The 24,675-nt window shown below is 62.7% G+C and carries 24 protein-coding genes and 2 tRNA genes; 12 read left to right on the forward strand and 14 right to left on the reverse strand.

The window, feature by feature from the left end; all coding sequences use genetic code 11:
* Window positions 1-38 precede the first annotated feature (38 nt).
* Window positions 39-683 carry a hypothetical protein gene (locus ACQR1B_RS30355; protein WP_434836337.1) on the forward strand — a complete coding sequence of 215 codons (645 nt, stop codon included), beginning with the start codon at window positions 39-41 and terminating at the stop codon, window positions 681-683.
* A gap of 83 nt (window positions 684-766) precedes the next feature.
* Here the strand turns inward: ACQR1B_RS30355 and ACQR1B_RS30360 are convergent, their stop codons facing one another.
* The 4 genes from ACQR1B_RS30360 to ACQR1B_RS30375 form a co-directional block, all read right to left on the reverse strand.
* Window positions 767-988 (reverse strand): hypothetical protein, encoded by a 222-nt coding sequence (locus ACQR1B_RS30360; protein WP_434836338.1) that lies wholly within the window; start codon window positions 986-988, stop codon window positions 767-769.
* Window positions 989-1,338: 350 nt separating this feature from the next.
* Window positions 1,339-1,689, reverse strand: coding sequence for a DUF1127 domain-containing protein (locus ACQR1B_RS30365; protein ID WP_434836339.1), 351 nt, complete (start codon window positions 1,687-1,689; stop codon window positions 1,339-1,341).
* A gap of 244 nt (window positions 1,690-1,933) precedes the next feature.
* Complete coding sequence (locus ACQR1B_RS30370) at window positions 1,934-2,491, reverse strand: HD domain-containing protein (RefSeq protein ID WP_434836340.1); 558 nt, start codon at window positions 2,489-2,491, stop codon at window positions 1,934-1,936.
* 31 nt (window positions 2,492-2,522) lie between these two features.
* Window positions 2,523-2,780 carry a hypothetical protein gene (locus tag ACQR1B_RS30375; protein WP_434836341.1) on the reverse strand — a complete coding sequence of 86 codons (258 nt, stop codon included), beginning with the start codon at window positions 2,778-2,780 and terminating at the stop codon, window positions 2,523-2,525.
* 561 nt (window positions 2,781-3,341) lie between these two features.
* Between ACQR1B_RS30375 and ACQR1B_RS30380 the strand changes: the two genes are divergently transcribed.
* Window positions 3,342-4,604, forward strand: coding sequence for a methyl-accepting chemotaxis protein (locus ACQR1B_RS30380; RefSeq protein WP_434836342.1), 1,263 nt, complete (start codon window positions 3,342-3,344; stop codon window positions 4,602-4,604).
* 371 nt (window positions 4,605-4,975) lie between these two features.
* On the opposite strand, the gene ACQR1B_RS30385 is transcribed toward ACQR1B_RS30380, so the two are convergent.
* Together ACQR1B_RS30385 and lipA are read right to left on the reverse strand one after the other, a co-directional pair.
* On the reverse strand, window positions 4,976-5,449 hold the full coding sequence (locus tag ACQR1B_RS30385; protein WP_434836343.1) for a type II toxin-antitoxin system RatA family toxin: 474 nt from the start codon (window positions 5,447-5,449) through the stop codon (window positions 4,976-4,978).
* A gap of 10 nt (window positions 5,450-5,459) precedes the next feature.
* Window positions 5,460-6,419, reverse strand: coding sequence for a lipoyl synthase (lipA, locus tag ACQR1B_RS30390; protein ID WP_434836344.1), 960 nt, complete (start codon window positions 6,417-6,419; stop codon window positions 5,460-5,462).
* Window positions 6,420-6,554: 135 nt separating this feature from the next.
* On the opposite strand from lipA, the gene ACQR1B_RS30395 reads away from it, so the two are divergent.
* Window positions 6,555-7,193, forward strand: a complete 639-nt coding sequence (locus ACQR1B_RS30395; protein ID WP_434836362.1) for a DNA-3-methyladenine glycosylase — start codon at window positions 6,555-6,557, stop codon at window positions 7,191-7,193.
* 78 nt (window positions 7,194-7,271) lie between these two features.
* On the opposite strand, the gene ACQR1B_RS30400 is transcribed toward ACQR1B_RS30395, so the two are convergent.
* The 5 genes from ACQR1B_RS30400 to ACQR1B_RS30420 form a co-directional block, all read right to left on the reverse strand.
* Window positions 7,272-10,136 carry a valine--tRNA ligase gene (locus ACQR1B_RS30400; RefSeq protein ID WP_434836345.1) on the reverse strand — a complete coding sequence of 955 codons (2,865 nt, stop codon included), beginning with the start codon at window positions 10,134-10,136 and terminating at the stop codon, window positions 7,272-7,274.
* A gap of 316 nt (window positions 10,137-10,452) precedes the next feature.
* Window positions 10,453-11,211 (reverse strand): PopZ family protein, encoded by a 759-nt coding sequence (locus ACQR1B_RS30405; RefSeq protein WP_434836346.1) that lies wholly within the window; start codon window positions 11,209-11,211, stop codon window positions 10,453-10,455.
* Window positions 11,212-11,593: 382 nt separating this feature from the next.
* Complete coding sequence (locus ACQR1B_RS30410; protein ID WP_434836347.1) at window positions 11,594-12,979, reverse strand: TolC family outer membrane protein; 1,386 nt, start codon at window positions 12,977-12,979, stop codon at window positions 11,594-11,596.
* Window positions 12,980-13,261: 282 nt separating this feature from the next.
* On the reverse strand, window positions 13,262-13,927 hold the full coding sequence (locus tag ACQR1B_RS30415) for a protein-L-isoaspartate O-methyltransferase family protein (protein ID WP_434836363.1): 666 nt from the start codon (window positions 13,925-13,927) through the stop codon (window positions 13,262-13,264).
* 152 nt (window positions 13,928-14,079) lie between these two features.
* The gene (locus tag ACQR1B_RS30420; RefSeq protein ID WP_434836348.1) at window positions 14,080-14,265 is read right to left on the reverse strand and encodes a hypothetical protein; all 186 of its coding nucleotides are present in this window, start codon (window positions 14,263-14,265) and stop codon (window positions 14,080-14,082) included.
* A gap of 256 nt (window positions 14,266-14,521) precedes the next feature.
* On the opposite strand from ACQR1B_RS30420, the gene ACQR1B_RS30425 reads away from it, so the two are divergent.
* The 6 genes from ACQR1B_RS30425 (at window position 14,522) to ACQR1B_RS30450 (ending at window position 17,883) form a co-directional block, all read left to right on the forward strand.
* Window positions 14,522-14,596, forward strand: a tRNA-Asn gene (locus tag ACQR1B_RS30425).
* A gap of 203 nt (window positions 14,597-14,799) precedes the next feature.
* Window positions 14,800-15,303 carry an NUDIX domain-containing protein gene (locus ACQR1B_RS30430; RefSeq protein WP_434836349.1) on the forward strand — a complete coding sequence of 168 codons (504 nt, stop codon included), beginning with the start codon at window positions 14,800-14,802 and terminating at the stop codon, window positions 15,301-15,303.
* 33 nt (window positions 15,304-15,336) lie between these two features.
* Window positions 15,337-16,182 carry an EamA family transporter gene (locus ACQR1B_RS30435; protein ID WP_434836350.1) on the forward strand — a complete coding sequence of 282 codons (846 nt, stop codon included), beginning with the start codon at window positions 15,337-15,339 and terminating at the stop codon, window positions 16,180-16,182.
* 230 nt (window positions 16,183-16,412) lie between these two features.
* Window positions 16,413-16,859: a response regulator gene (locus ACQR1B_RS30440; protein WP_434836351.1), complete on the forward strand. Its 447-nt coding sequence runs from the start codon at window positions 16,413-16,415 to the stop codon at window positions 16,857-16,859.
* Window positions 16,856-17,272: a response regulator gene (locus tag ACQR1B_RS30445; protein WP_434836352.1), complete on the forward strand. Its 417-nt coding sequence runs from the start codon at window positions 16,856-16,858 to the stop codon at window positions 17,270-17,272. Before ACQR1B_RS30440 ends, ACQR1B_RS30445 begins: the two co-directional genes overlap by 4 nt.
* 431 nt (window positions 17,273-17,703) lie before the next feature.
* Window positions 17,704-17,883: a hypothetical protein gene (locus tag ACQR1B_RS30450; protein WP_434836353.1), complete on the forward strand. Its 180-nt coding sequence runs from the start codon at window positions 17,704-17,706 to the stop codon at window positions 17,881-17,883.
* 130 nt (window positions 17,884-18,013) lie between these two features.
* Here the strand turns inward: ACQR1B_RS30450 and ACQR1B_RS30455 are convergent, their stop codons facing one another.
* The 3 genes from ACQR1B_RS30455 to ACQR1B_RS30465 all read right to left on the reverse strand — a co-directional run bounded on the left by ACQR1B_RS30455 (window position 18,014) and on the right by ACQR1B_RS30465 (window position 21,708).
* A complete protein-coding gene (locus ACQR1B_RS30455) occupies window positions 18,014-19,756 on the reverse strand; it encodes a methanol/ethanol family PQQ-dependent dehydrogenase (protein ID WP_434836354.1) in 1,743 nt (580 codons plus the stop codon).
* Between the two features lie 77 nt (window positions 19,757-19,833).
* Entirely contained in the window at window positions 19,834-20,406 is a 573-nt protein-coding gene (locus ACQR1B_RS30460; RefSeq protein WP_434836355.1) for a ubiquinol-cytochrome c reductase iron-sulfur subunit, read from the reverse strand.
* 300 nt (window positions 20,407-20,706) lie between these two features.
* Window positions 20,707-21,708: a hypothetical protein gene (locus ACQR1B_RS30465; RefSeq protein ID WP_434836356.1), complete on the reverse strand. Its 1,002-nt coding sequence runs from the start codon at window positions 21,706-21,708 to the stop codon at window positions 20,707-20,709.
* Between the two features lie 392 nt (window positions 21,709-22,100).
* Between ACQR1B_RS30465 and ACQR1B_RS30470 the strand changes: the two genes are divergently transcribed.
* The 3 genes from ACQR1B_RS30470 (at window position 22,101) to ACQR1B_RS30480 (ending at window position 24,639) form a co-directional block, all read left to right on the forward strand.
* A tRNA-Cys gene (locus ACQR1B_RS30470) sits at window positions 22,101-22,174 on the forward strand.
* Between the two features lie 916 nt (window positions 22,175-23,090).
* Window positions 23,091-24,113, forward strand: a complete 1,023-nt coding sequence (locus tag ACQR1B_RS30475; protein ID WP_434836357.1) for an AAA family ATPase — start codon at window positions 23,091-23,093, stop codon at window positions 24,111-24,113.
* 61 nt (window positions 24,114-24,174) lie between these two features.
* Window positions 24,175-24,639, forward strand: coding sequence for a hypothetical protein (locus tag ACQR1B_RS30480; protein WP_434836358.1), 465 nt, complete (start codon window positions 24,175-24,177; stop codon window positions 24,637-24,639).
* The last annotated feature ends 36 nt before the right edge of the window (window positions 24,640-24,675 follow it).

The following is a 24,675-nucleotide window of genomic DNA, read 5'->3' on the forward strand; positions in this document are numbered from 1 at the left end:
CAATTGAGCGGACGTCAAGATGAGAGCGGAGGCAGGCAATGTTGTCTTGGTTTGGTCGTCGTCCAGCTGCGCCTAGCCCCGAACAGCTCCGCGTTCTGGACGCGCTCGCCGGGTATCCTCCTTACGCGCCACCTGTTTGGAAATCCTACGACCAGTCCGACGTGAGCGCGAACGAGGACTATGTTGCTTACTTCTTCAATCAGCAGGATCGTCGTATCGAAGCCTTGCGCAGCTTTCTCGGGAAGTTGCAGGTCGTGCTAGGTTTTGAGGACCAGAAAATCAAAACAGTCTCGGCCTGGTGTGCATCCCATGCGGACCTGTTGGTAGATGGACTTCAGCATCAAGAGAGTGAAGCGCTCTGGACCGCGTACAATCACTTCAACACTCCCTGGGTTGAGTCCCTAGTCGGGCTGAACGTTGTTTTTGATCTCGGAGTCTTCATGGGATCATGCATCATTGCTCGCAACCCAAAACTGAAGTGGTTGCCTTGCGTCGCCCTTGAGCCGATGTCGGTTGCATCGCACTTCATCCATGGCCAGAAAGGGGGGCGCGTTTTCGATCCGATCAAATGGACTTACACCGAGTGTAAGAATGTCCACTCGGCTAGATTTAATGCAGAAAGATGGCATGAAGATAGACTGTATGGAACGATAGATGCGCTCGGATCACTTCGGCGGACTTGATCCATCAAAGCGGATCGACCTCGGGTACGCCTACCCGAGAACATCCTCGGGTTCGTACGCTGCTCGTTCCGTCAAGCGAAGCTTCAGAGACCGTGCTTGGCCCATAGCGCGTTGATCTCGTCGTCGGTCGCAAATTGATCCGCCTCGCGAAGAGATTCCTGCAGCGAAGCAAGGTCTGCTGGGGTCAATTCGGCGCGACCCTCATCGTACCCTGTCAGCCGCAGCAGCACCCGCGCCAACTCGTCTTGCTCTTCGGCCGGAAGCTGGCGTGCCACATCGAAAGCTTTGTCAAGCAGAGTAGTCATGTTGGAAATCTGGACCGGCAAGCGATAGGTGGAAGTCCCCCGCCGCTCGCGACTGTGCGGACTGGCTATACTTTGCCCCGCCGCCGACCAATCTTCAACGACCCGCGTTTGCCTGCTCGTGAGGTTGAGGCGACGCTGCCGCCCCACCCTCAGTCGTCATCCCCGCGAAAGCGGGGATCCATAACCACAGGCCCCGGTGTGACGGCACGTCGGTGGCTCAGATCTCGTCTGACCAGATCTGCTGCGGAGTATGGATCCCGGGTCGGCGCCTTCACGGCGCTATGCGCCGTTCCGGCTTGCCCGGGATGACAGTTGTGGGTGGGCCGGCCCCTCAGTTTCAGCTGAAGTCTTCACGCACGCCAGAACGGTCGCCGGCACAACCGCCGCGCTTCGTCGCGCGTGAGGCCGTAGTCCTCCAGCACCTCGTCGGCGATCCAAGGCAGCTCCCGGGCGAAGCGGCGGCGCTCGCGCCAGCGCGCCCACCAGAGCCGCAGCAATGATGCGGGCTTGGGCGCGGCGCAGCCTTGATCGAGTGCCGGTCGCGCCAAGTAGTGGATGGTGGCGCCGGGCTTGGGCGGGATGGGATGATGGCGCGCCGAGCGATCGCGACCGCGCGCGGAGAGCCCAGGTGCCCCCAAGGCGTCGCGGAGTTCATGCGCCTCGATGGCGCTGATGCTCGGATCATCTTTCGTGCTCGGCATGGCGGGCTCCCCTTCGAATGAAGAACCTGTCGGCAACAAAAAAGCCGCCAGGTCCCTGGCGGCTGTTCGGATCAAATGCTGCAATGTCTCAGATTGAGCGCGATCCTCCCGCCGCCAGCGAGCTACGGTGCGTGATGCGACCAAAACGATGGGAGGCGACGGTAATCATGGCCGGCTCTATAGCTGATCCATCTGTGGTTGTCATCCTCGAATCCGGTCCGCAGCAGGCGCCTGCCCGATCTGGTCAGGACGGAAAGGCCCTTACGGTCCGCGCAAGTTGCCGAGCCAAAACTCCAGGCAGGGCCTGATCGAAAATCCGGCTCAGCGTGCGGTAGTACCAGATCGTGCCGTCCTTTCCGCCGGTGAAGCGCTGCCACACCGCTTCACCCACCTCGTCCAGGTCTCGCGCGATCGCCTCGGCATTGTCGACCTTGTCGGCGAGCGAGACCAGCAGCGATGACGCCGGCTTGGACGGCAGTTTGGCGAGGTAGGCTTCCTTGCGCAGGCGCCAGGCCGGCTTCGGATCGACCCAGGCATCCGTGCAGTCAGCGACGATCTCCGCGACCCCGTCGCCGAAGCGCCGGCGGATCTCATCCAGCGTGACCTGCCCGCCCTGGTCTTCGGCGGCGTCGTGCAGCAGCCCGGCGATGGCCTGGACCTCGCTGCCGCCAGCCGACAGCACGCGGCTGGAGACGCTGAGCAGATGCGCGACGTAGGGCACGTTGCTCCCCTTGCGCAATTGGGTCCGATGCAGCTCGGCGGCATAGACCAGCGCGGCGTCATAGCGATGCGAGAGTGACATTGGCTTGCTTCCTTCTTCAGTGCAGGCGCGATCAGACCAGCAGTCGAGCCGTCGGGTTCACGGACGTCATTTCCAGTCTTTGCTCGTCGAGCACGACGATAGCCGACCCGTCGGGCAAATCGGCTGTCAACCAGTGGCGCGGAAGGCACGCTGCGTGCGGCTCGCAGCCGCCGAAAGCGTAGCACCAGGCCGTGCGCCGCGAGACGAATTTCTTCAACGCGTTCAACGGTCGACTCACTGTCCAGTCCTTCCCGCGAAAATAATCTTCTTTCGCTTTTCCGGAATTCATGTTTCTTATCCCTCATCCCGCCTCGACACGAGGGGCGTATCGCGATCGTCACGAGACGCGAGGTCGGGATGCGATGGCCGCGGATGTGCCGCAGCGCGTCTTTGGACGTGCGGACGAACGGCAGTTGGCGGACGTGAAGTCGCAGCGTCCTGGCACCCCGATGCTGGTGTCACGCCGGTGGAGATGATGATCCGCCGGTCACGGGGGCAAGACAGCCCGGTCCCCGGGGAGACTGCGTATAAGCGTGAAGACCGTCGCGCAGGGGATGCCGGGATGTCTCGGCGGCACCTGTGGTTCCTGCCCCGTGCACTCTTTCACGCACGGGGGCCATGGGGGCGGCCAGCTCCCGGCATTCCCTGCGCCCTCGCCGGTTTGCGAGGGTCCCTGTCGGTCCCACCCCGGACGCCTCGGCGCCGCGGGAGATGCGGACGCGTGGACAGGCTCTCTCGGTCCGGACCACACCCCGTATATTTACCGGCTGCGACCCGCAATCGAAAGGTTTTGGTTAATTTTGCCCTGATAGCTCTGGCTCATTCTTCTCTGACAGTGGATTCGGGACCCATGGCTTTCTTTTCCGGCAAGTCGGCTGATCGCGTGCACAACCTGTTGATGGCCGAACTGTTCGAACGCCATCGCGATGCCATCCTGGTGATGTCCGAAGGCAAGATCATCGCCTGCAACGAGACCGCGGTCCGTTTCGGCGGCTTCCGCAGCAAGCAGGACCTGCTGTCGCGCTCGCCGGCGGCGATGGCGCCGGAGGTTCAGCCCAATGGCAAGCGCTCCGCCGACGTGGTCCGCGAGATGGATGCCAAGGCCAGGCGCGAGGGCCATGCGAGCTTCGAATGGACCACCAAGCGCGCCGACGGCAGCCCTGCTTTGGTGCAGATCACCCTGGTCCCGACCCAGGTCGAGGGCCAGACCTACGTCATGAGCTTCCGCCGCGATCTGTCCGATCTCGTCGCCGCACGTGAGGAGAAGGCGCGCGCGCTGAACCGGATCGCCAAGGATTTCGAGACCAGCGTCAGCGCCATCGCCAACGCGATCTCCGGCGCGTCGCGCGAGGTGGAGACCACGGCGGCCTCGCTGACCACCACGGCCGACCAGGCCGCGCAGCGCGTGGCGCTGGTGGCATCGGCCTCGAGCTCCGCGTCATCCAACGTGCAGTCGGTGGCCGGCGCCACCGAAGAACTGTCGACCTCGGTCAGCGAGATCAACCGCCAGGTCGCGACCTCCTCGACCATCGCCGCCGAAGCCGTCGAGGCGTCGTCGCGCACCAACGACCTCGTCAACAGCCTCGCGGATGCCGCCGCCAAGATCGGCGCGGTGACCGACATGATCAATGCGATCGCCAGCCAGACCAATCTGCTGGCGCTGAACGCCACCATTGAGGCCGCGCGCGCCGGCGATGCCGGACGCGGCTTCGCCGTGGTCGCCTCGGAGGTGAAGAGCCTGTCGAGCCAGACCGCGAAGGCGACCGACGAGATCTCGGCCCACATCAGCGCGATGCAGCGCGCCACCGGCGACACGGTCGCTGCGATCCAGGGCATCGGCGGCACCATCGGCCAGATCAGCGAGATCGCCAAGACGATCGCCACCGCCGTCGACCAGCAGGGTCACGCCACGCAGGAAATCGCCCGCTCGGTGAGCCAGGCCGCCAGCGGCACCCGAGAGGTCGCCACCAACATCGGCTCGGTCAGCCAGACGGTGGAATCCGCCGGTGGCGCCGCCCGGCAGATGCATGGCGCGGCGGGACAGCTCGCCAAGCACGCCGACGAGTTGCGCGGCAAGGTGAAGGATTTCCTGACCGCCCTGCAGGCGGCGTGAGTTTCGATCGTTGACGACCGACGTCGGCGATCAGGACGGCTCCGCGACGATGTCACGGAGCAGCTGTTTGAAGACGTGGAAAAGAATCCTAGAGCGACGCTGTTCGAGCGAGCGGCGCTTGTTTCGCTGTGAGTTGGTAGACCGCGAGCCCCACCCTCCGCTGTCGTCCCGGGCAAGCCGGAGCGGCGCAAAGCGCCGCGGAGGCGCCGACCCGGGACCCATACGCCGCAGCAGATGTGGTGAGACGAGCTCCGAGTTACCTGCCTGCCGTCACAAGCAATCCAGTGGTTATGGATCCCCGCTTTCGCGGGGATGACGACTGAGGGTGTGGCGCCGTCTGTGGTCTAGCACCGGCAGGCATGGGGAAAGACTTACGTCGACGATACTGCCGGCTTGCGGCCGTAGATGGCGTCGGCGCGCTTTTCGAACGCCGCGGACATCCGCGCGAACACCGTGTCGAACATCGAGCCCATCAGCATCGACAACATGCGGCTCTTGAATTCATAAGCGATGAAGAACGACACGTCGCAGGCGCCCTCGCCGCTCGGCTCGAAGCTCCAGCGGTTCTCCAGGCTCGAGAACGGCCCGTTGACATATTCGACCAGGATCTTGCGTCCCGCTCGATCGAGCGTGACGCGGCTGGTGAAGGTCTCGCGGACCAGCTTGAACGACACCGTCATGTCGGCGACGATCATCTCGGTGCCGTCCGGGCGCTGCGTGCGCTGGCGCACCGTCAGCGACTGGCACAGCGGCACGAATTCGGGATAGCGCTCGACGTCGGCGACGAGGTCGAACATCTGCTCGGCCGTGTGCGGTACCCGCCGCTTGTTGGAAAATCTCGGCATTTCGTCTCGATCAGCGCGTCATCGCGTCGCGCGCGGCCTTCAGCTTGGCGAAATCCTCGCCGGCATGGTGCGAGGAGCGCGTCAGCGGGCTCGCCGACACCATCAGGAAGCCCTTGGTGTAGGCGACGGTCTCGTAGTTGGAGAACTCCTCAGGCGTGACGTAGCTCATCACGGCGTGGTGCTTCTTCGTTGGCTGCAGATATTGGCCGATGGTGAGGAAATCGACCTCGGCCGAGCGCAGGTCGTCCATCACCTGCAGCACCTCGTGGCGCTGCTCGCCGAGGCCGACCATGATGCCGGACTTGGTGAAGATGGTGGGATCGATCTCCTTGACCCGCTGCAGCAGCCGGATCGAATGGAAGTAGCGCGCGCCGGGACGGACCGACAGATAGCGCGACGGCACGGTCTCGAGATTGTGGTTGAAGACGTCGGGCTTGGCCGCCACGACCTGCTCCAGCGCGCCGTCCTTGCGCAGGAAGTCGGGCGTCAGCACCTCGATCGTGGTGGTCGGGCACTTCGCACGGATCGCACGGATGGTCGCGGCGATATGGGCGGCGCCACCGTCAGCGAGATCGTCGCGGTCGACCGAGGTGACGACGACATGGGCGAGGCCGAGCTTGAAGGTGGCCTCCGCGACATGCTCGGGCTCGCCGGCGTCGAGCGCTTCAGGCAGCCCGGTCTTGACGTTGCAGAAGGCGCAGGCCCGCGTGCAGGTGTCGCCCATGATCATGAAGGTGGCGTGCTTCTTGTCCCAGCACTCGCCGATGTTCGGGCAGCCGGCCTCCTCGCACACGGTGACGAGGCCGTTCTCGCGCACGATGTTGCGGGTGTCGGCATAGCCGCGGGTGGTCGGCGCCTTGACGCGGATCCAGGCAGGCTTGGCCGGCGAGATCGAGTCCGGCCGGTTGGCCTTCTCGGGATGGCGCGGGCGCAGCGGCGTGTTCGAGAGCGTATCGACGATTGTGACCATGGGATTCGCACAAACCTCTGTTGCGCCCTAGCTATTCCGTGCCGCGGCGCGCCGCAACCGGCTGGCCGAGTCTATCAGGGCATGGCAGATATGGGCAGCGCCGACGGGGGCGCACCGAGGCTGATTTTCTCCAGAATGGCGCAAAAACCGGCAAAATCCACCGGGGTTTCACGGCCCCGGCGCGCGGCCGCAGGCCGGCGGCTGGCGCGGTCGTTCTTCGCCCGCGATGTGCTCGACGTGGCGCCGGACCTGATCGGGGCGACGTTCCTGGTCGACGGCGTCGGCGGGGTCATCGTCGAGGTCGAGGCGTATCACCACACCGATCCGGCGGCGCATTCCTTCCGCGGACCGACGCCGCGCAACCAGGTGATGTTCGGCCCGCCCGGCTTTGCCTATGTCTACCGCTCCTACGGCATTCACTGGTGCGTGAACTTCGTCTGCGAGCCCGAGGGATCGGCGAGCGCGGTGCTGATCCGGGCGATTGAACCGACCTTCGGCGTTGACGAGATGCGACGGCGGCGCGGGTTGGAGGACGTGCGGACGCTGTGCTCGGGGCCGGGCAAGCTGACGCAGGCAATGGGGATCACCATCGCCCACAACGGCCTGGCGCTGGATGCTCAGCCGATCGAGCAGTTCGCACGACCCGGCGACGTCGAGGTCGTGACCGGCAAGCGCATCGGCATCACCAAGGCCGTCGACCTGCCCTGGCGCTTCGGCCTGAAGGGCTCGCTCTTCCTGAGCAAGCCGTTTCCTCCGTCATCGCGAGGAGCGTAAGCGACGAAGCAATCCAGGGCTGCGTGAAGACTCTGGATGGCTTCGCTGCGCTCGCAATGACGACGGAGAGAGCCGATTTCAAACGCCCTGCAGCCTGGAGAGCGCGTCCTGGAACTTGGCCTTGCGGGCCAGCGCCGCCTCGCGCTTCTCCTTCTCCTCCTCGACCAGCTCCTCCGGCGCGTTGGCGACGAACTTCTCGTTGCCGAGCTTCTTGTCGACGCGCTCGATGTCGGCCTCGGCCTTGGCGATCTCTTTTCCGAGCCGGGTGCGCTCGGCGGCGAGATCGACGACGCCCTGCAGCGGCAGCGCTGCCACCTCGCCGCGGACGACGAGTTGGGCGGAGCTTTCCGGCGCCGTGTCGGCGAAGGAGATGTCGGCGACCCGGGCCATGCGCTTGATGGCCTCTAGCCAGCGCGGCGCACGCGCCCGCGTCTCGGCCGAGGCGCCGACGAGAACGAGCGGGATCAGGGTCGAGGGCGGGATGTTCATCTCGGCCCGGACCGAACGGATCGTGCTCATGAGATCGACCACCCAGCCGATCTCGGCCTCGGCCGCCTCGTCCTTGAAGGTCGCGGCATCGAACGCGATCAGCACCGGCGGCACCAAGGGATCGCCGAAGCTCGCCGCGGACAGCGCGGCGATCTCGGCGACGGTCGGCGCCTCGACGCGGTGCGGCCAGGGCGAAAGGGTCAGCAGGCCGTCGCGCTTGGCCGTGCTCTCCCACAGCGCCTCGGTGATGAAGGGCATGAAGGGATGCAGCAGCTTGAGGATCTCGTCGCGCGCCCAGGCGACCATGGCCCGGGTTTCGGCCTTGGCCGGGCCGTCCTCGCCAAGCAGGGTCGGCTTGCACAGTTCGACATACCAGTCGCAATAGACGTCCCAGACGAAGCGGTAGATGGCGTTGGCCGCATCGTTGAAGCGATAGGCCTCCAGCGCCTCGGTGACCTCGCGCGTGGCCGCGGCCGCCTCATGGGCGATCCAGCGGTTCAGCGTCTCCTTGGCCGAGGCCGGATCGAAGCCGTCCGGGACCGTGCAGCCGTTCATCTCGGCGAAGCGGCTGGCATTCCATAGTTTGTTGGCGAACTTGCGGTAGCCGTCGACCCGCTGGGTCGACAGCTTGATGTCGCGGCCCTGGGCCGCCATCGCGGCCAAGGTGAAGCGCAGTGCGTCGGCGCCGTGCTCGTCGATCAGCGCCAAGGGATCGATGACGTTGCCCTTCGACTTCGACATCTTGGCGCCCTTCTCGTCGCGGACGAGCGCGTGGATGTAGACGGTCGAGAACGGCACCTCGCCCATGAACTGCAGGCCCATCATCATCATGCGGGCGACCCAGAAGAAGATGATGTCGAAGCCGGTGACCAGCACGTTGGTCGGGTAGTAGCGCTTCACCTCGGGCGTATCGTCGGGCCAGCCGAGCGTCGAGAACGGCCACAGCGCCGAGGAGAACCAGGTGTCGAGGACATCTTCATCGCGGGTGATGAAGCCCTCGCGCTTGTTGCGGTCGAGCGCCATCTCGCGGCCCTGCTCCGCGGTGATGACCTCCTGCTCGACGTAGTAGCCGAGCGCGTGGGACACCGCCTCCTCCTCGGTCTCGGCAACGAACACTTTGCCGTCCGGACCGTACCAGGCCGGGATCTGATGGCCCCACCACAGCTGGCGCGAGATGCACCAGGGCTGGATGTTCTCCATCCAGTCGAAATAGGTCTTCTCCCAGTTGCGCGGCACGAACGTCGTCGCGCCCGACCTGACGGCCGCGATCGCCGGCTGCGCCAGGGTCTTGGCGTCGACGTACCACTGGTCGGTCAGGTACGGCTCGATCACGACGCCCGAGCGGTCGCCATGCGGCACCATGTGGGTGTTGGGCTCGACGCGCTCGAGGAAGCCGAACGCCTCCAGCCGCTCCAGGATCTTCTTGCGCGCGGCGAAGCGCTCGACGCCGTGGAATTCCTTGGCGAACTCCTCGGAGCCCTCGGGCAGGCCGCGCAGATAGTCCTCGTTGTCGACGAGGGCGACGCAGCCTTCGCGGTCGAGAATGCTGATCTGCGGCAGGCCGTGGCGGCGGCCGACCTCGAAATCGTTGAAGTCGTGCGCAGGCGTGATCTTGACCGCGCCGGTGCCCTTCTCCGGGTCGGAATAGGTATCGGCGACGATCGGGATTTCGCGCCCGACCAGCGGCAGGATCACGCGCTTGCCGACGAGGTGCTGGTAGCGCTCGTCATCCGGATGCACGGCAACCGCGCTGTCGCCGAGCATGGTCTCGGGACGCGTGGTGGCGACGACGATGAAGCTGGTCGGATGCTCGGGGCTAAAGATCGTGCCCTCGATCGGATAGCGCAGGTACCAGAGGTTGCCCTTGACCTCGAGCTGCTGGACCTCGAGATCCGAGATCGCCGTCAAGAGCTTCGGGTCCCAGTTGACCAGGCGCTTGTCCTTGTAGATCAGCCCGGCGCGATGCAGTTCGACGAACACCTTCACGACGGCCTTGGACAGGCCCTCGTCCATGGTGAAGCGCTCGCGGCCCCAGTCGCAGGAGGCGCCGAGGCGCTTCAACTGGTTGATGATGGTGCCGCCGCTCTCGTCCTTCCACTGCCAGACGCGCTCCAGGAACTTCTCGCGGCCCATCTCGCGACGTCCCGGTTGCTGGCGCTCCATCAGCTGTCGCTCGACCACCATCTGGGTCGCGATGCCGGCATGGTCCGTGCCGGGCTGCCACAGCACGTCACGTCCGCGCATGCGCTCGAACCGGCACAGGATGTCCTGCAGCGTATTGTTGAGCGCGTGCCCCATGTGCAGCGAGCCGGTCACGTTCGGCGGTGGGATCACGATGGTGAAGGGATCGGCCTCGCGGCGATCGGGGCGGCCGGCAGAGAACGCGCGGGCATCCTCCCAGATCAGGGACATGCGACCTTCGAGGTCGGCGGGCTGATAATTCTTCTCGATCATGACATTTCCCAGCGGGCGCCAAGGCCTGCCGTCCAATTCGGGATGTCGCGGAACTTGTCCCGGTCTTTCGTCGCGACCTGAGAAAGCTCGCGCAAGCTGTTGGTGGGCTTGGGCTCTTTTAGGGCTGACGTCCGGCCGCGGACCACGCTCGGGGAGTACGTCCCGATCCGGCATCAGCTTGAAATGGCTAGAAAGCCGCCAGGGCCCGCCAAGTCAACAGCGGCGGCGAACATTCGTGGGGCGCGCCCCGTACACCAGCTGCCTCCTCGGCCCGGGTGAGCGACGGCCGATGGTCGCAATCACGCGGCCCTGGAGATTACCGGCCGCGAGATACCCGCTCGATCTCGGCCTTGACGATGCGTTCGACCAGCGCGGGGAGATTATCGTCCAGCCAGGATTTGAGCATCGGACGCAGCATCTCCTTGACGAGATCCTCCAGTGTCCGGGCATTGTTGCTCAGCACCGTATTGGCGAGCGCGTTGAACGCCGATTCGACGGCATTGACCGTGGAGGGTGCGAGAATCGGTTGCTTCGGCGTGACCGGGTCGAACGAGGTTTCGAAACTGGCGGCCTTCTGGTTGAGCCGCCCGGACTCGATGAATTCGATGTCGTCCTGCGGATCCACCTTGCGAAAGGAAGCAGCCGCGGGGGCCGGCGCTGGTGCTGGAGCGGGGGTCGGTGGTGCCACTGCCATGTCGTCCGTCAACTCGAGTACTTCTGGTTCGGGAGCAGGCTCGGGTTCTGCCGGCCGAGCCTCTGCGGCGGGAGTCGTTTCATCCAAACCCGCCAGCAATGCGTCGATGTCATCCTGGCTGTTGCTCGCGGCCGCCGCGGGCGGCGGAGCGGGAGGTGGTGGCGCGGGCTTGGCAGGCGCCGCGGCAGCAATCTTCGACGGCGGAATGTCGCTCATCACCGGCTTCGGCGCCGGCGCGGCCGGTTTCTCGGCCTTCACCGGATCCGGCGCAGCAGCTTTCTCGGCTGCCGGCGGCTTGCCCTCATCATCGGCAATGATACGCCGGATCGACGCCAGAATCTCCTCCATCGAGGGTTCTTGGACCTTCGCAGGCTGCGTCATTTCCGACTCCAAATCAGCGACGCCGCCGCCGCACGCGTCGGCCCAGCGCAAAAGTCCCTGGCACCAGATCCAGTTGGCTTGGACTTCTCAACGGACATGCCAACCTGTCTCCGGACGAGGCCCGATCGATGCAAAACAACAGAACGATACTGCTTATGTCGGAGTCTATTCTTGGGGGAACTTCCGACGTAGTCCGAATCGTTCGGCGGCCGTTTTGAGGCTATGTCATGGCAACAAATGAATGCAAGCAACGCCCGCCGCGAACCGGTGGAGCACGGAGATCGCCGGTCAAGCGTCGCCCATTCATCACAACCTGAAAATGTGCCATAAAAAAATCCCTCGGCCAAGGACCGAGGGATCAGAGCTTGGCGTTAATACTTTACTAACGACCATCGGGCGTGCGGACGCCGGCCCAGCTGTCGCGGATCTGCTGGTAGTGCACGCTCGGATCATACGTCGTCGTCGGCAGGTTCAGGACCTGAGGCGACAGGCGTCCGACGGTCTGCAGGACGGAGTAGGATGCGACCACACGGTCATGCTGGGCGGTCACCAGCGAGACCCGCGCATTGACGAGGGCCTGCTGGGCATTAAGGACGTCGAGGGTGGTGCGCTGGCCGGCCTTGGCCTCCTCGCGGACGCCATTGAGAGCGATCTCCGAAGCCGAGACCTGGGCCTGAGCCGACTGCACCTGGGCCTTGCCCGCCAGCAGCTTGCCCCACGCCGACACCACGTCGGAACGAGCCTGATCGCGCGTCTGCTCAAGGGTGAGACGGCGCTGAGCGAGCGTTTCCTTCGACTGCCGGATCAACGCATATTCACCACCGCCCTGATAGATCGGCACAGTGAGCGTAGCCGTCGCCGCGGCATTGAATGCCTTGTACGATTGAACCGAGGTTTCATACGATTCGCTCGCCGAAGCCTGAACCGTGACGGTCGGCAGCAGAGCTCCTTCGTTGATCTTCAGCGTAAGGAACTGAATGTCGATGCCGTACATCGCGGAGGTTACGGCCGGGCTTTCTGTCAGGGCGGTCTCGACCGCCTGCTGAAGCGACGGAGGCAAGTACCGATCGACGGGTGAGCCCGGCGTCAGATTGACCGGCTCACTGCCGATGATGCGCCGGAAGTTCGAGCGCGTCGCAGTCAAATTCGCTTCGGCCGTGAGCTGCTGCGTCCGGCCGGCAGCGAGTTGCGCCTCGGACTGCGCAACGTCAGTGCGGGTGACTTCGCCGACGTTGAAGCGGTCGCGCGTCTGCTTCAGCGTCTGCTCCAGCACCCGCGTATTGCTGCGCTGCACCTCGACGATCGCCGCATCGCGCAGATAGTCCATGTAGATGGTGGCGGCCGACAGCAGCACATTCTGCTCAAGAACACGCAGTCCTTCGCGGTCGCCGGAGACGTTTGCTTCAGCCCTCCGGACGCCATTGGCCGTTTGCTGACCGTTGTAGAGTGTCTGGTTCGCCGTCAAAGTGACACTACGCGGCCGCTGCAGGCCGTGGGCCGCCGGCGTGGCAGGAGCTGCCTGCAGATCCGTATAGGAGACGCCGCCGGTCGCCTGCAGCTTCACGTTAGGCCGATATCCCGACAACGCCTGGGGAACGCCTTCATCGGTCGCGCGGACCAAAGCCCGCTGCGCATTCAGTTGCGGATTGTTCTGATAGGCGCGTACCAGCGCAGCCTCGATCGTGTCGGCGAGCGCTGGCGTCGGGCCCGCACAAGCCATCACGAGAACCACAGCCGCCGCCGCGGTGACGTGCTTCACCCCAAACATCCCTGTTCCATTCATTGTTGTCACCGACTCGAACGCCAGAGCCGGGCCGTAACCTGTTGAGAGACTCCCGCACACGTCGCACCTTATTCTCCAAGTCGGCGTAACGGAACCACCCCCCCTGGAACTGCTGCGGAAATCTCCTGACGTGCAGCATCCGAGCCACACTTCTGATTTGAAACAGAATTTTGCCCGTCGGAAGCCTCAAGACGACGCAACGAAATCCCGTTGCGGAACGGGATCACGGCGCACGCGAGTGAGTCGGCCGAAGCTTCGAAGGACGATTTAGAACACGAACTCGGGGATTCGTTCGAGGCCGGGGATAACCGGTGCCGCGGCATCGAACAGAACCCTGCTGCCGATGTCATCATGCGATCGCGTAAAGATCATGGCGCGAGCGGGCCTGATCTTGGCGAAAACGCCGACCAGCCGGCCGCCCTCCTTGAGCTGGCGGCAAAGACCGTCCACGGGGACCTCAGTGGCGCCGTTGAGGAGAATCACGTCGAACCGGCCGTCGGCAGGGTCGCCCTGCACCGCGGGAGCGACTCGGATCGCGACCGGGCAGCCGTCGGCGGCCGCAAGCAGCTGCTTGGCCCGTCCTTCCAGGGCAGGATCCACCTCGGTCGCCGTCACGCTTGCGGCGAGCTTTGCGGCCAAGGCGGCGAGATAGCCGGTCGCACAGCCCACGACGAGCACGCTGTCCGTCGACTTGATCTCCGCTGCCTGCAACAGTTTTCCAGTCAGCATCGGCGTGATCAAGAACCGCCGGGCACCGGCGGATTCGGACACGTCGAGGTTCTGATCGAGATAGGCCAGCGGCTGCCGGTCGGAGGGAACGTATGCCTCCCGTGGCACGGTCAACAATGCATCCAGCACGCGGTGATCGGTGACGTCGCTGGTCCGGACCTGACCATCGACCATTTTCTGACGCGCCGTCGCGAATGAAGACATGAGCAGACCTGCAAGCAATTGCGGATGGAACCGCGAACGATCTGCGCAATCTTTTGGTACAAGGCTCCCGAAAAGGCAACACGCGCTTCAAATCGATCCGCCGCGCGATGTCCTGAGACCGGACCTGCTGCGGGTGCGGCTACTGCGGGCGGCTATTCGATCACGACGGCCAGCCGGCCGATCAACGGCACGATTTCGTCCAGGAGCTCCGAATCGCCGCGTGTCACCGCATCGGCCAGGCGCGTGAGGCATTCGTCATCGCTGAGTCGCTCGACCGGCTCGGGAATCAGCGAGGGAGCGGCAACGGCTTGGGTGAGCTGAATGATAGAATTCGGCATCTGGACACACTCCCTGACCCGGCGCTGGCACGTTCCTTCGAACTATCGGTGCCGATTTACTCCCCTCCAAGTGAAATTCCTGTCATCCAATTGTGGGCGGCGGCTGCCCACCAGGTATTCAAAGTCAAACTAAGCCACTGAAATTCCATAAAATTGCCGTCACATCCGCAATCCTCATCAAGATGCGATTTCGTTCTATGCAAGGCGAAAGGGCTTTGTTATACGCAGCCGCGTTCGCGAACATTGCTTCGCTTGTTCCTCGGTAGCTCAGCGGTAGAGCATTCGACTGTTAATCGAATGGTCGCTGGTTCGAATCCAGCCCGGGGAGCCATTCTGGCCATGCCGAATGGTTCTTCTTCACCAAACATACTCCATCATTCTCTCCCTTCCCTACGGACCGGCTTGCTGCGGATGTCGTCGATCACCGCGATGACGCCGGATGGCGTGCCGCATCTCGGCGACCGCGCCTTGCCTTGACGGCGCAGGAGCGCTCGGGCAAGCGGGTTCCTCTTCCTTTGCAAGCAACGGTCAGCAATGCCGATTTCCGATCATCTCAAGGCCGTCCGCAGCAAGATCGGCCACGACCTGTTGGCTACCACCGCGGTCTCCATCTCGGTGTTCGACGATGCAGGCCGCCTCCTGCTCGGGCGTGACGCCGAAACGAATCTCTGGACCCTGCCCGGCGGCGCCATCGATCCGAACGAGCATCCGGCCGACGCGGCCAGCCGCGAATGCTTCGAGGAAACCGGGCTGGTGGTTCGGCCGCAGCGCCTGCTCGGCGTTTTCGGAGGACCCGAGTTTCTCATCCGCTACCCCAACGGCGATCTGACCTATTACACCGTGATCGCTTTCGAAGCCGCCATCGTCGGCGGAACGCTCGTGCCCGACGGCGAGGAGATCGCGAGCCTGCGCTTCGTCGATCGGCGCGACTGGGAACAGCTTCCCGTGTCGCAGTCGAGCCGAATCATCTCGCGACAGGCATTCGACCGCGATCCGGTCCCCTTTTTCGCCGCGGCGAGCTGGCGGCCCGAAATCTGATCTCCACGCGTCGAACGTCGAGGCCTGCATACGTTGGACCCCGTTGCTGCGATCCTGATGCTGTTGGCCGGTCTGCTTCACGCGACCTGGCATGCCATCGTCAAGACCGGCAGCGGTCTTTCCATCCTGGCCGGGATGGGTCTGGTGAGCAGCGTGCTGACGCTGCCCTTCATGTTTGTCGTCCCGGCGCCGTCCGCGTCGACATGGCCGATCATTCTTGCTTCGCTCGCCTTGCACGCCGGGTACAAGGCAAGTCTTGCAGCAGCCTATCGTTCGTCCGAGTTCGGCCGCTCCTATCCGATCGCCCGCGGCACCGTCCCGCTGTTTGCAACGCTGTTCGCCTATGTCGGGCTGCAGCAGCTCCCTGGAGCGGGACAGGCAGCCGGCGTCGTCATCATCGTGCTCGGCATTCTCGGGCTCGCGCGCGACCGCATCCACGGCCCGATCGACCGCCGCACGTTCTCGGCTGCCATTTGCGCCGCTGCCATGGTCGCAGCCTATTCGGTCATCGACGCCGCAGGCACCCGGCAGCCGGAGGGCTGGGGCTCGTTCACGGTCTGGGTGATCGTGCTCGACAGCCTCACGTTCTTCATCGTGGCGACGACGTTGCGTGGGCCGGCGATCGTGTCGGATATCCGCGACGCCCTCGTCCCTGTGCTCATCGCAGGACTATTGGGCCTCGCATCGTTTGCCGTCTTCCTCTGGGCGTTGAGCCGGAATCCGATCGCGAACGTTGTGGCCTTCCGCGAATGCAGCGTGCTCTTTGCGACGATGATCGGGGTGTTGTTTCTGAAGGAGCGCGCGACACCGCAACGACTCTGCTGCGCCGCATTGATCGCAATCGGCCTCACGACCGTCGCCGTGCTCAAACCCGCCTGAATGGCCTGCACACAACCAATTACCACTCGTCCACCGACTTCATAGTTCCATGTTCATCGCATAGTGCACAACACGTGATGATACTGCTTCGGAGAAGCAAGGCCCCGTAAAACTCCTGGTTGTAAACCTGCAGCAACTAATTCAGTGTTAATTACTTTGGCATTTTCGAGTCCCAGCCTATTGTCCTTGTAGCGTGAGCGTCCTTCAGTCCAGCTTTGCTGAGGTGGCCCATGCCTACCGTCCTCATAATAGATGATGATTATGCCACGCGCGCTGCGCTGGAAACATTGTTGAAGAAGAAGCGGTTCTGCGTGTTTCTCGCGCCGGACGGGCCGACCGGCATCCGACTGATCGGCAGCGTGTCGTTCGATGCCGTCGTGATCGACATGTTCATGCCGGGCATGGATGGGATCGCAACCATTCGCGAGTTGATCAAGATCGATCCCACGGTGCCGTTCATCGCGATCTCCGGCTACGCCTTCACCGACAAGAAGCAGGGAGCTCCCGACTTTCTCGGCATGGCGATCAAGCTCGGGGCGACGGCGGCGCTGCAAAAGCCGTTCGACATCCTCGATCTGCTCGAAGCGGTCGATCGCGCAATCGAGGTCCGTCAACAACTGCTGATCGAAGCCCGGCAACCTGGCTCCGCATCCACATCCGTCAGGAAGGCCTCATGACAAACATCCTGGTCGTTGATGACGAAGTCGGCGTCTGCTGTGTCATCCAGCATCTTCTGGTGCGCGAGGGGTACGCGGTCACGGCCGTCACCGACGGTCGGCTTGCGATGGATGCCATGGCTCGTGACGATTTCGACGCGGCGCTGATCGATCTCAACCTGGCCGACATGGACGGTAACGACGTGATTCGGGCCGTTCGCGCGGCGCGGCCGAACATGCCGATCGTGCTGATGTCGGGCATGGTGCTGGAGTCCGGACGAGGAACGCCCGATTTCCTCGGACTCTCGGCCCGCGTGGTCGGCCTGCATCGCCTGGCAAAGCCGTTCAAGCCGCGGGATCTGTCGCAATTGATGCGCGAGATTCTCACGCACGACATCGAGCCCCTCTCCGTCGCGACGATGACCCGGCAGTGAGTCGATCGCGGAGGCCGCGCCTCGGCATTCGTCGGGGCCAGGCGCGTCGCGGACATCGGAATCGCATCCCGCGATTGGTCGGCTGCATGCTCGAACGCGTGATGATGCCTCGTATCGTGCATTGCTTCGTCACTGCGGTGCGACGAACCGCCGTCCGAATCGCAGTTCGCATCGTCTGCATTGCCTTCCCCCAATCCAACAGCCAAATCCGGCAGCAGCAGTTGCAATGGAGCGGTTTCAGCCCGATTTAGTTGCAGAAGATGTGACCTCGTTCACAGCATTCGCGTGCAGACCGCGGTACCTTGTGATGGGAACGAAAGGTAGCGGTAACCAATTAGGACTTTGGTGCCGGACCGTTAAACTTCGAATGATCCCGTCAATTCGAACGAAGTGGAGCTTTGCCATCATGCTCGCAGTTGCGAGAGGTCCCGATGAGCGAAGCCGAATACGAGTTGTTGCTGGACGTTGTCAGAACGGCTATTGCGCCTAGGTTCGAGACCGATTCCATGGCCCGCTTGTTTTCAATTCTCCCGTCGCCCAAGGCTGCCAACGACAATCAGAGTGCTTGGCCGCTGATACCGTTCCCCGATGGCTGGTTCGCGGCCTGCTGACGCGCGTCGATCGTTCATACGTTCGATTTGCCGGAGCTTTGGATCCGCAACCACATCCCATCCGACTCACCGGCGATACTTCTGATGATATCACGGCGGCACGAGGCCGCCGTCATGTCGATCACACCGCCTATTTCTTGACGGCGAAAACCCAGACCACGCCGCCCTGCGGGACGTTGTCCTCCAGCCCGGTGTTGCCCTTGGAGAGCCCATCCTGAATGCGCTGCGCGTCGACGCCCCAGCCGGACTGCACGGCGATGTACTGGTTGCCGTCGACCTCATAGGCGACCGGCATGCCCATGATCCCCGAGTTCGTCTTCTGCTCCCACAACAGCTCGCCGGTCTTGGCATGGAAGGCCCGGAACATGCGGTCGTTGGTGCCGCCGACCAGGACGAGATCGCCGGCCGTCGCCGTCACCGAACCGAACAGTTGCGATTTCGGGAAATTGTGCGACCAGACCTTCTTGCCCGACGCCGGATCCCACGCCTGCAACTCGCCGAAATGATCCGCGCCCGGCCGCACCGTGAGCCCGATGTCTTCGGCCTTGGTGCCGAGCCAGAGTTGCCCCGGAACGAGCGGAAGTTTCTCGCCGGTGAACCCGCCGCAGAAGTTCTCGTTCGCCGGTACGTAGACGAAGCGCGTCTTCTGGCTGTAGGCCGCCGACGGCCAGTCCTTGCCACCCCACAGCGACGGACAGAAGTCGACGCGCTTGCCGAGCGTCGGCTTGTGCGCGGGATCGACGATCGGGCGTCCCGTCTCCGGCTCGATGCCCTTCCACACGTCGGTGTAGACGAAATTCCAGCCGCTCACGTAGTTGATGCGCTCCGGCGTGCGCTCGAGCACCCAGAAGATCGCATCGCGGCCGGGATGAATCAGGCTCTTGAAGCTGCGGCCGTCACGCTGCAGGTCGACCAGCATCGGTGCATCGACCTCGTCCCAGTCCCAGGAATCGTTCTGGTGATACTGGAAATGCGTCTTGATCTTGCCGGTCGCCGGATCGAGCGCGATCACCGAGCTGGTATAGAGATTGTCGCCGGGATGCAGACCGCCGGGCCACGGCGCGGCGTTGCCGACGCCCCAATACACCGTCTTTGTGTCCTTGTCGTAGGTGCCGGTCATCCAGGCGGATCCGCCGCCGGATTTCCAATCATCGCCGCTCCAGGTGTCGTGCCCGGGTTCGCCCTCGCCCGGAATGGTGAAGGTGCGCCACAGCTCCTTGCCATCCTCGGCGTCGTACGCCACGACATAGCCGCGCACGCCGAACTCTCCCCCTGAGCCGCCGACGATCACCTTGCCGTCGACGACGAGCGGCATCAGCGTCAGGTATTGTCCCTTCTTGTAGTCCTGGACCTTCTTGTCCCACAGCACCTTTCCGGTCTTGGCGTCGAGCGCCACGAGGTGGTCATCCGTGGTGGCGAGATAGAGCTTGTCCTGCCAGAGGCCGACGCCGCGATTGGTCGGATGCAGCTGGAACAGATCGTCGGGCAGCTCGCGCTTGTAGCGCCAGTACTGATCGCCGGTCTTGGCATTGAGCGCGATCACCTGCCCCATCGGCGTCGTGATGAACATGACGCCGTTGTTGACCAGCGGCGGCGCTTCGTGACCCTCGACCACGCCGGTGGCAAACGTCCAGACCGGCACCATGCTCTTGACGTTCGTGGTGTTGATCTGATCGAGCGGGCTGTAGCCCTGGCCGTCATAGGTCCGGCGATAGAGCATCCAGTTGCCGGGCTCCGGATTCTCGAGCCGCGCGGGAGTGACCGGACTGTAATTTTCGATGGGGCCGGCGAGCGCGGCGGGCGCCGCAAGGCAGGTGAACGCGACGGTGCTCGACAGGAGCCATTGCTTGATGGTGTTGGACGTGACGGTCATGGACAAACCTCCCCTGATTCTTTTTGCTTCAGTCGTTGTCGTGACGATGCGTGGTCCGATAAGCACACGAGATGTCGCTAGCCCTGCTGGCCACCTACCTTTCCAGTGAAGGGTGCAGCAACGACCAGCGCGCCGTCCTTGATGACGAGCGGCAGCGCCGCAAGCCGCCGCGGTGCCGGACCGAATACGACCTGCGCCCCACGCCTCGGGTCGTATTCGGAGTTGTGGCACATGCATTTGAAGACATCGTCATTGCCCTCCGTGGCCTTGATCCAGGCCGTCACAGGGCATCCCGCATGCGAGCAGATCGCCGAATAGGCGACGATGCCCGCGGCCGCGCGCGGGCGCGTGTCGTCATCGAGTTCGCTCGGATCGAGCCTGACGATCAGCACTTCATTCAGGCGCGACCCGTCTCGCACGATCGCATTCGCCGCGTCCTTCGGCCAAGCATGGACCGGCTCGCCAATCTTCAGGTCAGCGGGCGTGATCGTCTGGCCCGTGCGTTCCCCTTCCGAAAAGACGAGCTGGTCGCCTTTCTGCGGCCGCTTTTCCTTGCGTGGATCGTCGTCGTCGGCCGCCGCACTGGAAACTGATGCGCAAGCGGCAAGCGTGCCGAGAACCACCGAACGGCGTGTCGGATGCTCGTCCATGACCGAACTTTGCTTGTCATCTTGAAAGTGAATGCTGCTCAGCAGCCCGGCGCCCCGCAGCGCACCCTAAAATGGAGTAATTAGAACAATACAACCAGACGAAATCAAGGCGTGGCGCGCGATTTCGCCGTGATGTTTCCAACAATCGTCGCTGCTGCGCGGCATTGCTGATGCAGCAGAACATTCGTGCCGAGCCATGTGATCGAGGTGTCGCCACCGGTCGGCGCGTTGACACCTAATGGCGGCTAATGGCGGCCGAGAGCGCGCCGAGCGATGCGATCTGCTTCGCGTCCAGCCCGCCTATTGCTCCATCGGAAGCGCAGAGATTCTGGCCGGCGATGGACGCCCCTCCAGGCAGGTTTGCGGCAGCCGGTCGAAGGCAAGCAGGAACTCTCGCGAAAATCGCTTTGCGCTCTCGTACGACAGGTGAACCTCGTCGACAAAGGTGAGATCGTCACCCGTGTCGGCATCGATATACATCGCTCCGATCGTCTCGGCGAGTTGAGCGATGGGATCCGGCTTTGGCCAGATCTCGGTCGTCGGCATTGGAACCAGAATGACGCATTCGGCACGCTGGCCAATTCGCTTCAGGAATTTATCGGCCTCGATCACTGAGAGAGGCAGATTGACCTGAAAGTCACGCGATCGGGTTTGATGCGTGCGTGGGCGCTGCCTGTCTGGCATCAACACGTCGCGCCACAGGAAGTAGCCATCCTCCGAGGACCTGAAGGCCGTCGGTTCCCTCCCGCAGTCGATGAGCCGTAGATAGCATAAGGACGGTTGAAGCCAAATCTCCCCTTTCTTGACCAATGCCCGCCCGAGCTCCCAATGGTCGTGCATTGCGGCGACCGCGGGAGCGCTCACTCGATCATTGAAATAGGGATCAATGCCGATCACCAGCACGCGCGGACGCAAATGATGCTTTACGGCCAGTGCGGAAAAAAAGGCCTGCTGGTCCTCGTAGCCAAATCCGAGATTGAACTGACGCAGCCCGCGCTTGGCGAAATAGGCCCGCACTTCGGCTGTGCTGAAGGCGAACATCGTCCGGCTCGAGCCTGTAAAAACCACGTCCGCCGCCTTCAGATTGGCGAGCGCTCTGCGCTCGATTCCGAACCAGAAGGCAGCATGCTCGAAGTCCCCAAATCGGCGCGAACCGCACAAGCTGATGAATTGATCAGGCGCCGGCGCCAACCGGCACCCGGCGATAGAGATTCCCTTGCCGCTATAGGCAAAAGGAGCGGCTAGGCACCCAGCTATGATCACCGTAGCAGCATAGAACAGAAATCCGAATTTGCGCCCCATTGCTTATGCTCGTCCCCCAATGGCGCGACCTTAGCGAGATTTTGACGAGATAGCCAATGACGGCAAGGAACGGGAGCGACACAATCCCCCCCGGCTTTTGTTTCCAGCCATCAACGTTGCCACAGTGCCGGCCAGCGCACCCAGACCAGAATCGAAATCATCCGCCACGCCGCCTTCAGTTTCGATGGATGGGCCGGATCGGACCCAGCCATGCATGACGAAGGGGGAAATCAGCACTTGCCGGCCAGCTTATCGCCTAGCCTGCGGAGGTTCGATCGCGTTGCCCGAGCCTCTCCATGCGGGCGAAGATCGTGTCGAAGGAGATCTTCCTGCAGAACGAAACAAGCCGGTTGCCTAACCCATTGATCTCCGGTATCGATCCGCCCTGTTGGGGCCACGTGGCGGAGTGGTTACGCAGCGGTCTGCAAAACCGTTTACACCAGTTCAATTCTGGTCGTGGCCTCCACTCAATCAAATCAAAGACTTAGCTCGGGTGTTCGCCGGTAAAATTAGGCGACCATTGAGTTCATGGGGAGACTGCAGGGAGATCGCCTCTCTCCCCTGAGGCTGTCAGATGGCCATGAACCATGTAACTTGCACGGACTGCGGGAAACCATGGCCTCTCGGACAAGTCACCTGTTCCTGTGGGGGTACCAAGAAGACACATCATGCGGCTCTCGCGATTGAGGCCAGGTCCAACGTTGAGGCGTCGTGGACGCTGAGCCGGGTCGCTTGGGAAAAGAATTGGCCGTTAATTGCGCTATATCTCCTCCTCCAAATTGGCCTCGCTGGCGGCTCGTTTTGGACGAGCGGTTGGTTGAGCGTAGGCTATTCTGTCTTCGGCAGTTTGATCTCTACGATCCTGGGGCTGTTCATTGTTGTGAAGACGATCACGAAGACGAGTGGCTAGCCGATGTGGCCCGACAGAAAGCCGCTAAGCACCCCGGCAAGCCGCTCTCTTCCGTAGTCGGCAATTTGCCCCCCCTCCTTGACGAGGAACTCCATCCTTGTTTTTGGCCCCGGCGACCAGATAAGCCATAACCAGCAGACCGATAGCGGCTACCGGGTCGGCGATTCGCCAAACGCCTTCCACGCCGTGGTGATGACGGCATACCGACGGATCGACCATCTGCGGCCTAGGGCCTAGTCTCTGAAAGAGAGCTAGACGATTCGGGCGTGGTCTCAATATCTTAATGCGCTTAGACGATGCTGCGCGACCAACCCCAGCCGGTCCGGAACGGCAACCGGCGCCCAGTTGTTCACAAGGAAGCGCCTTTCGTAGCAGTGTCGAGACGCCAGAATATTCGTATAGGTTGTCCATTATGGCCAAAAGCGACCTCCTAGTCTCCCTAGTGCGTGCCGGCGTTAGCGGGGACAAACCCATGCTGCGCTCCACGGTAGAGGCGATAGTTGCTGACGAGCGCGCGAAGAGCCATCACGCGTATGCGGATCGGCTCGAACGCGCGTTGCAAACGGTTGCCGTTACCCCGCCAAGCTTGGCCACGACGTCGTCTTTACGTCCGACGACCGCAGCCGGCCGAGATACAATCCTCGAAGTCACCCCGCGCATCTCTCTCGACGAATTGGTCCTGCCGTTACCCGCTCGGGCAGAAGGCCTCCAATTGATCGAGGAGCATGTTCGCGCTGATGTGCTCCGAGCGAGCGGCTATGAACCGCGACATCGCATCTTGCTGTCCGGCCCCCCTGGCAACGGCAAGACATCCTTCGCAGAAGCGATCGCGGAGGGGCTTTCGTTGCCGTTCTTCGTCGTCCGGTACGACGCGTTGGTTGGAAGTTATCTAGGCGAAACAAACGCGCGCCTTCGCGCGCTATTCGATTACGCACGTACTCAACACTGCGTTCTCTTCTTCGATGAGTTTGACGCGATCGGAAAAGAGCGCGGAGACGATCACGAAACTGGCGAGATAAAGCGGGTCGTCTCGTTTCTATTGATGCAGATCGACAAGCTTCCCAGTTACGTTGTTATCATAGCGGCTACTAATCATGCTGAGTTGCTCGATCGGGCGGTGTGGCGTCGCTTTCAGTTGAAGCTGTCATTCCCAGCGCCGCAGGTTGCTGAAATAGCTCATTTTGTCGAACGTGTTTTTAAAAGCTGGCCGGAGCGACCGTCGCTACTGGCCAATGAATTAGCTGAGAAGATCGAAGCAACTTCGTATGCTGAGGTGTTGGATTTCTGTCAAAACGTACGCCGTCGGCAAATTCTCGGCCTTGGAGAGCTTTCGATCGATTCGGCAATTGCGGCTGAACTTGAATATTGGTCATCGAGAGTAAAACCAGAGAACGTTTATGGCGGCCGATCCAACCAAACCATTGCTGCGACTAACGCCAAGCAATCAAACCGCAAGACCAGCAGGCAAGCCGCTAAAAATACCGAGGCCGACTAAGTCATCCCCCGCAGCCCAGAATGCCGCTTTCGGCCCGCGCTTTCGGCGTTTGGACGACGCGTTGCGTCGCGATCCATCTGGCTTAACCCTTCGTGCCGACCCTTCCGCTCTTGCGCCAGAGCGGCTGCTCGTCTTCGAGGTTCGCGGCGCGGTTGGCACCTTCGCCAACGCGATCAAGAAGGTTCCGGGACTTGAGTTGATCGACGAGGAAGAGCTTGAGGGCGATGACCAGGACAAGGCCCCTGAGGCTTATCTCTTGGTTCCGGACGCGGCCGCTCTACAGAATATCCTGTCGCTCTGGAAGCGTTGGACAACCGGGCAGGAACTGGGAAGTGGGTTTACGCCGTGGCGAGATGTGTTCGCCACGCTTCGCGAGATAAGGACATGGGGCCCAGGCGACCGTGTCCACGAGGAAGACCGAGAAATCCTTGAAGAAGAAATCGAGCTAATGGGAGATGATGAATTAGTCACCATCGAACTCGAACGTAAGCGATCATTTCCCCCCACCTTGTTGCTGGCGGTTTGATCGTCAACATGCGTTCCGTCTTTGAGATGGCGGTTT

The organism is Bradyrhizobium oligotrophicum, from assembly GCF_051168495.1.
GTDB classification, from domain to species: Bacteria; Pseudomonadota; Alphaproteobacteria; order Rhizobiales; family Xanthobacteraceae; genus Bradyrhizobium; species Bradyrhizobium oligotrophicum_A.

Coding starts and splice junctions, on each gene's coding strand:
- ACQR1B_RS30440 (WP_434836351.1), top strand. CDS start 16,413: ATGCCTACCGTCCTCATAATAGATGATGATTATGCCACGCGCGCTGCG.
- ACQR1B_RS30380 (WP_434836342.1), top strand. CDS start 3,342: ATGGCTTTCTTTTCCGGCAAGTCGGCTGATCGCGTGCACAACCTGTTG.
- ACQR1B_RS30385 (WP_434836343.1), bottom strand. CDS start 5,449: ATGCCGAGATTTTCCAACAAGCGGCGGGTACCGCACACGGCCGAGCAG.
- ACQR1B_RS30400 (WP_434836345.1), bottom strand. CDS start 10,136: ATGATCGAGAAGAATTATCAGCCCGCCGACCTCGAAGGTCGCATGTCC.
- ACQR1B_RS30410 (WP_434836347.1), bottom strand. CDS start 12,979: ATGTTTGGGGTGAAGCACGTCACCGCGGCGGCGGCTGTGGTTCTCGTG.
- ACQR1B_RS30450 (WP_434836353.1), top strand. CDS start 17,704: ATGAGCGAAGCCGAATACGAGTTGTTGCTGGACGTTGTCAGAACGGCT.
- ACQR1B_RS30455 (WP_434836354.1), bottom strand. CDS start 19,756: ATGACCGTCACGTCCAACACCATCAAGCAATGGCTCCTGTCGAGCACC.
- ACQR1B_RS30475 (WP_434836357.1), top strand. CDS start 23,091: ATGCTGCGCTCCACGGTAGAGGCGATAGTTGCTGACGAGCGCGCGAAG.
- ACQR1B_RS30445 (WP_434836352.1), top strand. CDS start 16,856: ATGACAAACATCCTGGTCGTTGATGACGAAGTCGGCGTCTGCTGTGTC.
- ACQR1B_RS30420 (WP_434836348.1), bottom strand. CDS start 14,265: ATGCCGAATTCTATCATTCAGCTCACCCAAGCCGTTGCCGCTCCCTCG.
- ACQR1B_RS30460 (WP_434836355.1), bottom strand. CDS start 20,406: ATGGACGAGCATCCGACACGCCGTTCGGTGGTTCTCGGCACGCTTGCC.
- ACQR1B_RS30355 (WP_434836337.1), top strand. CDS start 39: ATGTTGTCTTGGTTTGGTCGTCGTCCAGCTGCGCCTAGCCCCGAACAG.
- ACQR1B_RS30405 (WP_434836346.1), bottom strand. CDS start 11,211: ATGACGCAGCCTGCGAAGGTCCAAGAACCCTCGATGGAGGAGATTCTG.
- lipA (WP_434836344.1), bottom strand. CDS start 6,419: ATGGTCACAATCGTCGATACGCTCTCGAACACGCCGCTGCGCCCGCGC.
- ACQR1B_RS30375 (WP_434836341.1), bottom strand. CDS start 2,780: ATGAATTCCGGAAAAGCGAAAGAAGATTATTTTCGCGGGAAGGACTGG.
- ACQR1B_RS30360 (WP_434836338.1), bottom strand. CDS start 988: ATGACTACTCTGCTTGACAAAGCTTTCGATGTGGCACGCCAGCTTCCG.
- ACQR1B_RS30395 (WP_434836362.1), top strand. CDS start 6,555: ATGGCGCAAAAACCGGCAAAATCCACCGGGGTTTCACGGCCCCGGCGC.
- ACQR1B_RS30465 (WP_434836356.1), bottom strand. CDS start 21,708: ATGGGGCGCAAATTCGGATTTCTGTTCTATGCTGCTACGGTGATCATA.
- ACQR1B_RS30415 (WP_434836363.1), bottom strand. CDS start 13,927: ATGTCTTCATTCGCGACGGCGCGTCAGAAAATGGTCGATGGTCAGGTC.
- ACQR1B_RS30430 (WP_434836349.1), top strand. CDS start 14,800: ATGCCGATTTCCGATCATCTCAAGGCCGTCCGCAGCAAGATCGGCCAC.
- ACQR1B_RS30370 (WP_434836340.1), bottom strand. CDS start 2,491: ATGTCACTCTCGCATCGCTATGACGCCGCGCTGGTCTATGCCGCCGAG.
- ACQR1B_RS30365 (WP_434836339.1), bottom strand. CDS start 1,689: ATGCCGAGCACGAAAGATGATCCGAGCATCAGCGCCATCGAGGCGCAT.